The following is a 9,953-nucleotide window of genomic DNA, read 5'->3' as shown; positions in this document are numbered from 1 at the left end:
ATGAATAATATGTATTTGAATGAAGTAAAACGGGACATTTTCGGAGCAATTCCGGGAATTGAAAATGCGGGGACATTAACAGAATTTGATGCGGAGAGCCTGAGCCCTGAAGAGTTCAAAAAGAATTGGGTGGATAAGAACTACCCATGTATTATAAGAGGGGCTGTGAAACACTGGCCGGCAGTAGACAAATGGAAGAGCAAGGAGTACTGGCAATCAGTGACCTCACCTGACTATCATATTGATATTAACCCAAACCGTAACTATAACAAACGAGAACGACAAGTAGAGCACACCAAACGTGTACCCTTCAGGGAAGCCATGGAGATGCTTTTCACCTCATCAGATGATCATGTGTGGAGTATTCCCTCGGAGGTGATTTCCGAAAATTCGGCTTATCCGAAGCTATTGGATGATATGAAGGGTTTTAAATTTTTGCCAGACCCGGAAAGACCTCGTGGGTTTCCTGCATGTCGCTTTTTTCTATATAAGAATGCTTCTACAGGCTGGCACTATCATGATTGTGATGAAACGCTGATGTGTCAGGTTAATGGGGATAAAGATGTAGCCCTGGTTTCTGCTAAGTTGCCAAAAGCCAATTATGTAACGAACTTTCTAAACGATGAGAGATATACTTTTGGGGAAAACCTTGATCCTAACCTTAAGTTTGAATCATTTGTAGTTAGTGTAAAGGAGGGAGATGCACTTTATATACCTATTAACTGGTTTCATGCAGTTGTCCCTACGCAAAGTGATGTTGGGGTTACTATAGCCTATTGCTGGGCAAACCATCTTAGAAAATATGGAGAGGTATCGAATTATTTGGTTCGCCGTATGTATAGGCAGGTTATATGGCCGGTAGGACTTTACACTTTTTTGATGCCACTTATTTTCTGCTATTCAGTTTCTGCATACTATTTACACAAACTCTTTAAGTAACCCTGAATATTCAGACAGCGTCCCGATTACTTTAATTTTAAATACTACACAAGTTTATAACCATCAAATATCCGAGCTATGCTTTCCACAGACTTAGAACAAGAACTCTTTTCAGTGATTCCTGGATTAGAGAACTCCAGGGAAGTTACAGAAGTCAATGCAGCAGACCTTAGCCAGAAAACTTTTTACGAGCAATGGGTGAACAAAAACAACCCGTGTGTAATTCGCGGAGCTTGTAAACATTGGCCGGCTTCGGAAAAATGGAGCAAAACAGACTTTTGGAAATCTTCTATAAAAAACTTTGACCTTTATGTTTCCAAACACAGAAATTTCAATGACAGTGAAAGACAGAACTCAGGGAGAGAAAAAAAAGGCTTTCATGCAGCTGTAGATGAGATCTTTAGCAAAGGAACTTCTATCCTTAGTATTCCAGCAGAAGAAATAAACCCAAGCAGTTATTATCAACCTTTAAATGCTGATATTGCTGGCTTTACATTTTTACCAAATCCACCCAAGCCCAGAAACTATTCAGAGAAGAGATTTTTCCTGTATCGTGGAGCATCAACCGCATGGCACTACCACAAGGCTGACGAAACACTTATGACACAAGTCGTAGGAGCCAAGAAGGTTATGCTACTGTCCAGTGATCTGCCTGACAGGGAGAGGACTATCGACTTCCTTGAGAATGAAAGACAACTGGAGGGGAAAGAACTTGATTCATTCTTAAAGTTTGAATCTTATATAGTGGAAGTGAGGGAAGGTGACGCTCTTTATATTCCTCCGCAGTGGTTTCATGCCGTGGTACCCGTGGATATGAATGCCGGAGTGACATTGGCTTACTGCTGGGGCAGTCCATGGCACAAGTTAGGTGACCTCGGAAATTATTTTACACGCAAACTTTACAGAGAACTTATCATACCGGTTAACAGGTATACGCTACTCATCCCTTTTTTAGGGTCTTATGCATTTACCATGTTCCTTCTGTATCGCATAGGGTTGAATAGGGGATATTAATGACCTGAATCTACTCTAAGCAGCAAAACAAAACGATCGATGAATAACGAAATACTTGAATTTATAAATAACCTTAGGGATAAGCATCAGATAGATCTTTCTTTTCAGGAGGGCGGACTGAAGCTGGTTGTGGATAAGGGGTATGAGCCAGACCCGACAGTTATTCAGGCCATTAAAGAACGCAAAACGGCTATCATAGACTTCTACGAATCTATTCAAAGCTCGGCAGATAATGGAGGTGGCATTAAAAAGGCCGAAGAGAAAACATTCTACCCCTTATCTGATGCTCAACGGGGGCTTTATATACTTCAGGAGATAAACCCGGAGTCTACTGCATTCAATATGCCCAAATATTTTTTTGTAAAAGGAATATTGGACGTAGCTAAACTGGAGCTTGCTTTTAAGCAATTGATTTCGACCCATGATATCCTTAGAACTTCATTTGTTGAGAAGGAGGGAAGCCCTTTACAGCAGATTCATGCTGAAGGCAATTTCATGATAGAAAAATTTGAAGGGAAGAAGGAAGATATAGAAGCTATTCGAAAATCCTTTGTGAGACCATTTGTACTCAATCGGCCTCCACTGCTAAGAGTGGGAATTATTAAGCATTCGGACACAGAGCATTATTTAATGATTGATACCCATCATATTATTAGCGACGGGACCTCAGAAAAAATTATTATCGATCATGTGATGAAACATTATATGGGGGAGAGCATGATTCCTCCCATACATCGTTTTGTTGACTATAGTGAATGGGAGAATAGCGAGGAAGTAATGCAAATTAGCCTGAAGAACGAGAAATTCTGGTTGGAGTTGTTCAGGAATCGCAGTACGCAGGTAAATCTTCCTTATGATTTCAGTCCGACTCATTCTGGCAAAAACGGTGGAGTTCATTCATTTTCATTCAATGAAGCTATGATCGAAACAATTACCTTGTATTGTAAAGATCATAGGATATCCAGGTTTACCTTCTTTCTTGCTGCATTCAATCTGTTTCTGAGAAAACTTACAGGTGATAAGGATATAGTAGTTGGGGTTACTACTTCAGGGCGAGAACATCTGGAGATGGAAGAGGTGATCGGGATGTTTGTAAAAACATTACCGGTCATACACAGCTACGAGTCAGATGAGCCATCGGATTTTCCCCGGTTTTTATCCCGGGTAAATCTTTCGTTTCTTGATTTTCTGGAGCATCAACATGTGAATTTTGAATCCCTGGCCAATCAACTCAATCTCCAGCGGTCCGAAAACCGGGGAACATGGTTCAATGTAATGCTTAACTACCAGAACTACAGACAATCGGAAGCCCGACTTGAGGGCATTGCTCTTGAGCCGGACATTGAAAATGAAATAGATACCAAATTTGACCTGTCATTACACATACAGGATCAGGAAGATAATGTGGGTTTTCAGTTTGAATACGATAAAACTCTTTTCAGGCTGGAGACCATGGAGCAATATGGACGATATTTTGAACACCTGATAAGCCAATTACTTTCCGGCATCTCTATGGATGAGGTGGAACTCCTGAATGATAAGGATAAGCAGAACCTCTTCACCAATAACCCTGAAGAAACTGCCCTGCCTGATACCAATGTGGTAAAGATGATTGAAGAAATTGCAGTTGTTCGACCCGAGGCTATGGCGGTTTTGTGTGAAGATCAGGGGATAACTTATCAGGAACTGAATGAAAGATCTAATCGTCTGGCTCATTTCCTGAAACGTAATTTTGAACTACAACCTGATGATATAGTTGCGGTATGTCTCGAAAGGGATATTGATATGGTAGTACCTCTATTGGCTATACAAAAAGCCGGAGCAGGGTATACCCCTATTGACCCGGAACTTAACCCGGGAAGGATGGAGGCAATCATAAACAACTCAGAAGCTCGGGCAGTAATTACCAATTCTGATGCATTTACAATTGATATAGCGCCGTCCCGATTAGTGGATCTTAATAGCTTGAAGGAAACACTGAACAAGGAGAGTTCAGAGAATCCGGGAGTGGAGATCAGACCAGACCATCTTGCTTATTGTATTTATACCTCAGGTTCCACTGGAGAGCCAAAGGGTATTTTGATCGAACATAGATCATTGCTTGACTTTGCTTTGAGCACACGTGACAGCTTTGAAATTACTTCAGCAGACAGTGCAATCCAGCAGGCATCGCTTGCATTTGACACCTCTGTAGAAGAAATATTCCCTACGCTAATCAGTGGAGCCTCGCTTCGGATCATGCCTGATAAAGGGAAAGATATATTTGCACTCATTAAGGCTATAAAGGAAAAAAAGGCTACCATTCTTAATACCTCTCCATTGATATTGAATGAACTCAATGAATATGCTGAGGACTTAAGCAGTGTAAGGTTCATTATTGTTGGTGGAGATGCCTTGGTAGACTCTCACATAAGTAACATTGTGAAGTATTGTGATGTTTACCAGACCTATGGGCCATCTGAGGTTACCGTAGGAATTACATGCGGAAAAGTAGGGAAGAAGGTAGATGCCTCTAACATAGGGAAACCAATAACGAACAGGAAGGTCTATATTTTTGACCATGAAATGCACCTGTGCCCGGAAATGGTTCCCGGTGAGTTATGTGTAGCCGGTATCGGGTTAGCCAGAGAATATCTCAATGACCCTGACATGACGAACATCAAATTTATTGAAAACCCAGAAAAACCAGGAGAGCGTATTTACCGGACAGGAGACCTTGCAAAATGGCTTCTGGATGGTAATATCCGGTTTTTAGGACGTATAGATAATCAAATAAAAATTAGAGGGATCAGGGTTGAACTGGGAGAGATTGAAACCAGAATGTTGCAGTACGAAGGCGTAAAAGAAGCCTATGTAATGTTATATAAAAAGGGAAGTCTCCAGTTTTTAACAGCATACTATACTACTTATATTGCTGTTGATGAAAACAAACTTCGTAACTACCTGAAGACACATCTGCCCGATTATATGATTCCAACGGCAATGGTGTATTTGGAAACTTTCCCTCTAAACACCAGTGGTAAAGTTGACAGAAAGCAGCTACCTGCGCCGAGGGTGAATGAAGCGAATAACTACGAAGCACCAGTATCTTCTGCTGAGAAATTGTTGGCTGATATTTGGAAAGAGGCACTTCATATTAAAAAAATCGGGGCAACAGATAATTTCTTTTCTCTAGGGGGTGATTCTATAAAATCTATACGGATTGTAGCCCTTTTGAGAAAACAAGGGTTTCATTTTAAAGTCAGGGATGTTTTTAAGTGGCAAACTATAAGGGAATTTGCTTCTGAATTGGAAGGAAAGATTGCCATTACAACCATAGATAAACCTTCTACATATGGAGATGAAGGTATTGAGCTTTCATTAGAGCAAATTCTAAAGAGAGAGGGACTGAAAAACCTGAATACACGGGCATTGGCAAAAATTTCAGCCTTACAGAAGCAATATGAGATAGAAGATATATACCCACTTTCACCAATGCAAGAAGGGATGTTATTCCACTCATTGCTGATTGAGAGTAGCTCTAACTATTTTTCTCAGGTTAAGTTTAGTCTAGAAGGTGACATCAATGTAGAGAAAACTGCTTTAGCATTTTCTAAGGTAGTAGCCAGACATACTGCATTGCGAACCCTTTTTGTCCATGAGGGATTAAATAAACCTGTACAAGTAGTTGTAAAACATAAGGAACCGGATTTTTCATTTTTGGATTGGAGCCAGGACATTCAACAAAAAGACATAGCTACTAAATTCGAGAGTTTTCTTGAAGATGATGAGAGCCGGGGTTTTGACCTGTCTTCGGACAGCCTTATGCGACTGACCATGATAAAAAGTACCGACTCTAGATATCAGTTAGTCTGGAGTTATCACCATATACTCATTGATGGGTGGTGTATGGCCATGATAGTAAAGGAATTTAAGGCTTTTTATCATGCAGCCATTCATGGGGAAATGCCGGAACTTCAAAGGGCGACTCCTTACAAGGTCTTTATTGATTGGCTTAAAGACTTCAACGGAGAGGATGCCTCTGTTTACTGGAAGAGCTATCTGAAAGGATATGAAAACACTGCCGGATTGCCTCAAAAAGCTGGGGTTGTGCATGGGCAACAGCATTATAAAGAACACCATGTGCGTATAAACCATGACCGTATGAATCGGATACAGCAGCTATCTTCTCACACAGGAGTATCTGTTAATACCATCATACAAACAGCTTGGGGTATTGTACTGGCAAAGTACACCAATACCTCCGATGCAGTCTTTGGTTCTGTTGTGGCTGGCAGGCCTGAAGAGATTGAGGATGTTGAGCATATTATAGGAGTTTTTATCAACACAATTCCTGTACGCGTCCGGTATGAAACAGAGGATACTATTACCACACTGCTGCGCAAAAATCAACAAAAGGCAATGGAAGGGATGGACCACCTTCATCTTCCGTTGTCTGATATACAAAACCTTTCCGAATTGAAAAGTGGGCTTTTCAATCACGTTATGGCCTTTCAAAATCTTCCTGTTGAGCAAGATGATACGCAGGAAGAGAGTTTCAGTATCACCAATGTTAAATCTATAGGAAGGACCAGTTTCGATTTTTGGATGATCATTACCCCGGATGACGGGCTCGATATCTGTCTTAATTATGATGCCGGTGTTTTTGATGACGATACCATTAGCAGTGCAGGGAGTCACCTCGAAATAGTACTCAATAACTTTGTGGATAATCCTGATAAGCGCCTTTCGCAAATTGAGATATTGACAAACAATGAGAGAGAGCAGATCCTTTATCAATTTAATGATACCTCCCTGCCATATAGTAACAAAAAGCTTATGCATGAGCTTTTTGAAGAGCAGGTTTGTAATATACCAGATCACACTGCAATCATTATTAATGGACAATCATATTCATATAAATGGCTAAATGAACGTTCCAACCAAATGGCAAACTACCTCAGGGATTTGGGAGTTGAAGCCGAAGATGCTGTCACAGTAGTGATGAAAAGAGACATAGAGCTGGTTATTGCTTTGCTGGCGATACTTAAAAGTGGAGGAAAGTATATTCCGGTTGAACCATATCTTCCATGGAATCGCAAAGCAACTATAATAAATACGGTAGCATCCCGGATCTTAATTACCGATCAGCAGGAGTTTAGGGAACGATATTTGGACGATCAGGAGATAGTTTGCCTTGAAACCATTTTGGAAAACCCCGATGCCAAGCAGGGTTTTCAGGGTACCCAGCTCAATCAGGGCAAGGAGAATGAAATTGATTTCACACATTATGCCACGGAGAACCTTGTCGGCACTACCACCAGTGATCATCTGGCCTATGTAATCTTTACCTCCGGATCAACAGGAAACCCTAAAGGTGTTGCTGTAAAACATCACCCTGCGATTAACCTGATCGAATGGGTGAATAATACTTACAACATCAACCAAAATGACGTGATCTTTATGGTAAGTTCGGTGAGTTTTGATCTCTCTGTATACGACCTTTTCGGAGGTCTGGCCAAAGGAGCAACCGTACGAATTGCCAATGAAGAAGAGTTGGCCTCACCAGAGCTGCTTGCATCCATAGTGGTTTCAGAAGGAGTAACCTTTTGGGACTCGGCACCTGCCATGCTGCAGCAGTTAATACCATTTTTTGAAGTTATGCCTAAGGAGGATCTCCAAAAAAGCAAACTAAGGCTTTCCTTTTCAAGTGGTGACTGGATACCTCTATCCATGCCGGTTAAAATGAAGTCTCTGTTTAGCGATTACCGTTTCATAGGATTAGGGGGTGCTACCGAAGCTACTATTTGGTCTAACTACTTTGAAGTAGAAAAAGTTTTGCCAGAGTGGAGTAGTATACCTTATGGAAAACCGATCCAAAATGCCCGCTATCTGGTGCTGGATAAAGATTTAAATCTATGCCCTATCGGAGTAAAGGGCCATTTGTATATTGGTGGCGATTGTCTGGCAACCTGTTACTTCAATGAGCCGGAGCTAAGTGCTTCCCGGTTTATAGATAGTCCTTTTTACAAAGGAGAAAAGCTTTATCATACAGGTGATATGGCACGTTGGTATCCTGATGGAAACCTGGAGTTTATGGGGAGGGAGGATTCTCAGGTAAAAATCAGGGGATACCGTGTAGAGTTAGGCGAGATTGAAAGAAGGCTGCAGCAGCATCCGGATATAAGGCAAGTGATAGTACATGCCAGTGCAAGAAGTAAGTATGATAAATATATTTGTGCATACTATGTCTCAGAGAACCAAATAGACCAGGCAAATTTAAATGAATTTCTGTTGCAGGAGCTTCCGGCTTATATGCTGCCAAGCTTTTATTTCCGCCTGGATGAAATCCCGGTAACTGAAAATGGAAAAGTAAATCGGAAAAAATTACCCACAGCTCAAGATGCATTTAGTAGAGATACTTCAGATCAGGGAGTTTTGACTGAAGCTGAAAAAGCATTAAGAAAGATCTTCAGCAAACTTCTCCAACATGAAGAAGAAAATATAAGTAAACAGGATGATTTCTTTGTTCTTGGAGGGCATTCCATTATGGCTGTTTACCTAATGGGAGAAATTCAGAATGTTTTCGGAGTCAAATTAAGCTTAAGGTCTATTTTTAATCACAGTGTGTTGCAAAGTCTGGCACTACTTATTGAAGGTAAGAAAGGGGAAGATAGTGATAAGATCCCTCATTGTGGTGTCAGAGAGTTTTACCCGGTCTCTTCAGCCCAGCAAAGACTGTTTTTTCATTCTCTGATGAATTTTGACAGTACACTGTTCAACATTCCGATGGCGTATGAAATTGAAGGAGATATAGACGCAGTAAAAGTTGAAAAAGCCCTAACCGAACTTACTCTGCTACACGACGGGCTAAGGACTAACTTTGAGCTGGATGAGGATGGCGTGGTGCAGCAATACATCAGGCAGGAGCCACGTATATCATTAGAGGTAAATAACTTAAGTTCTGGGTATAACATGTTTGAGGCCTTTTATGCATTTGTAAAGCCTTTTGACTTGGAGCAGGGGGTGTTACTAAGATTCAATCTAATGTTAGGTCAGGAGAAGAGTTTTTTGCTCATCGACATTCACCATATTATCTGCGACGGAGTGGCATTGAATACACTCATGACGGACTTTATGAAGTTATATCAGGGACTTTCGGTAGAAGCGCCTCCCGTTCGCTATGTAGATTATGCGCAATGGCAGAAAGATCGTAAGGAACAACTGCAGCAGCAAAGAGCTTTTTGGCTGGAAAAACTGGGCGGAAATATTCCCCAGCTAGGATTTACTGCAAATAACTCAATACCTGTTGATTCGGATAACAGTGCTATGATTTTTGATCGGGTTCTGGATAAAAATCAGTATAGCAGTATGAAATCGTTCTGTGCAAAAGCTGAGGTTTCCGAATTTATGTATTTGCTTTCAGTTTATTTTCTATTGCTTCACAAAGTATCGGGAGAGAGAACCATCATTATTGAAACAGATGCTTTGGGTAGAAGTAAACAAGAGCTTTTCAAAGTGGTGGGGACCTTTATTAATGTTCTCCCATTAAAGGTTAATATAGACCCGGAAACAAGTTTCAGCTCTTTTGTAGAAACTATTAAGACCAACGTTCTTGATAGTTTTGATAATCAGGACTATCAGTATGATGATTTACTAGGTGAATTGAATGAAAAAACCGAAATAGAAGGAGGAAGACTGACCAATACACAATTTACATTCATCAACTATTATACTGAAGAATCAAAAGTCGGAGAGCTTTCATTCAAGCCATTAAAACTGTCACAAGACACAGTCTCTGACTATGCTTTTAAAATAGAGGCACAACCGAGGCAAGAGGTATTGGAACTATTCTTTATAGGTCAGTCTCAGCTGTTTGAAAAAGAGGTGCTTGAGGCATTGGCCGACCAATACCTGAAACTAGTGAATGAAACCCTTAGGGACTCTACAATGCCTATTAGCGAAATCAATACTGAAGCAACTGTTGCCTAGTTGATCAGTATTATTTATCAAACAAAAAA

3 protein-coding genes are annotated in these 9,953 nt (G+C 40.7%); all 3 read left to right on the top strand.

What is annotated here, in order from left to right; genetic code table 11:
* The 3 genes from LVD17_RS07300 (at position 1) to LVD17_RS07290 (ending at position 9,924) form a co-directional block, all read left to right on the top strand.
* Positions 1–939: a cupin-like domain-containing protein gene (locus tag LVD17_RS07300; protein ID WP_233765781.1), complete on the top strand. Its 939-nt coding sequence runs from the start codon at positions 1–3 to the stop codon at positions 937–939.
* Between the two features lie 78 nt (positions 940–1,017).
* Positions 1,018–1,953, top strand: coding sequence for a cupin-like domain-containing protein (locus LVD17_RS07295; protein WP_233765778.1), 936 nt, complete (start codon positions 1,018–1,020; stop codon positions 1,951–1,953).
* A 39-nt stretch (positions 1,954–1,992) separates the two neighbouring features.
* Positions 1,993–9,924, top strand: a complete 7,932-nt coding sequence (locus LVD17_RS07290; protein WP_233765777.1) for a non-ribosomal peptide synthetase — start codon at positions 1,993–1,995, stop codon at positions 9,922–9,924.
* Positions 9,925–9,953 lie beyond the last annotated feature (29 nt).

The sequence above is a fragment of the Fulvivirga ulvae genome, assembly GCF_021389975.1.
Classification (GTDB): domain Bacteria; phylum Bacteroidota; class Bacteroidia; order Cytophagales; family Cyclobacteriaceae; genus Fulvivirga; species Fulvivirga ulvae.
The sequence above is the reverse complement of the archived record's forward strand: the minus strand, read 5'-3'. Positions and strand labels throughout refer to the sequence as shown.

Excerpts from the sequence above, each read along its gene's own strand:
- LVD17_RS07300 (WP_233765781.1), top strand. The coding sequence starts at position 1 with ATGAATAATATGTATTTGAATGAAGTAAAACGGGACATTTTCGGAGCA.
- LVD17_RS07290 (WP_233765777.1), top strand. The coding sequence starts at position 1,993 with ATGAATAACGAAATACTTGAATTTATAAATAACCTTAGGGATAAGCAT.
- LVD17_RS07295 (WP_233765778.1), top strand. The coding sequence starts at position 1,018 with ATGCTTTCCACAGACTTAGAACAAGAACTCTTTTCAGTGATTCCTGGA.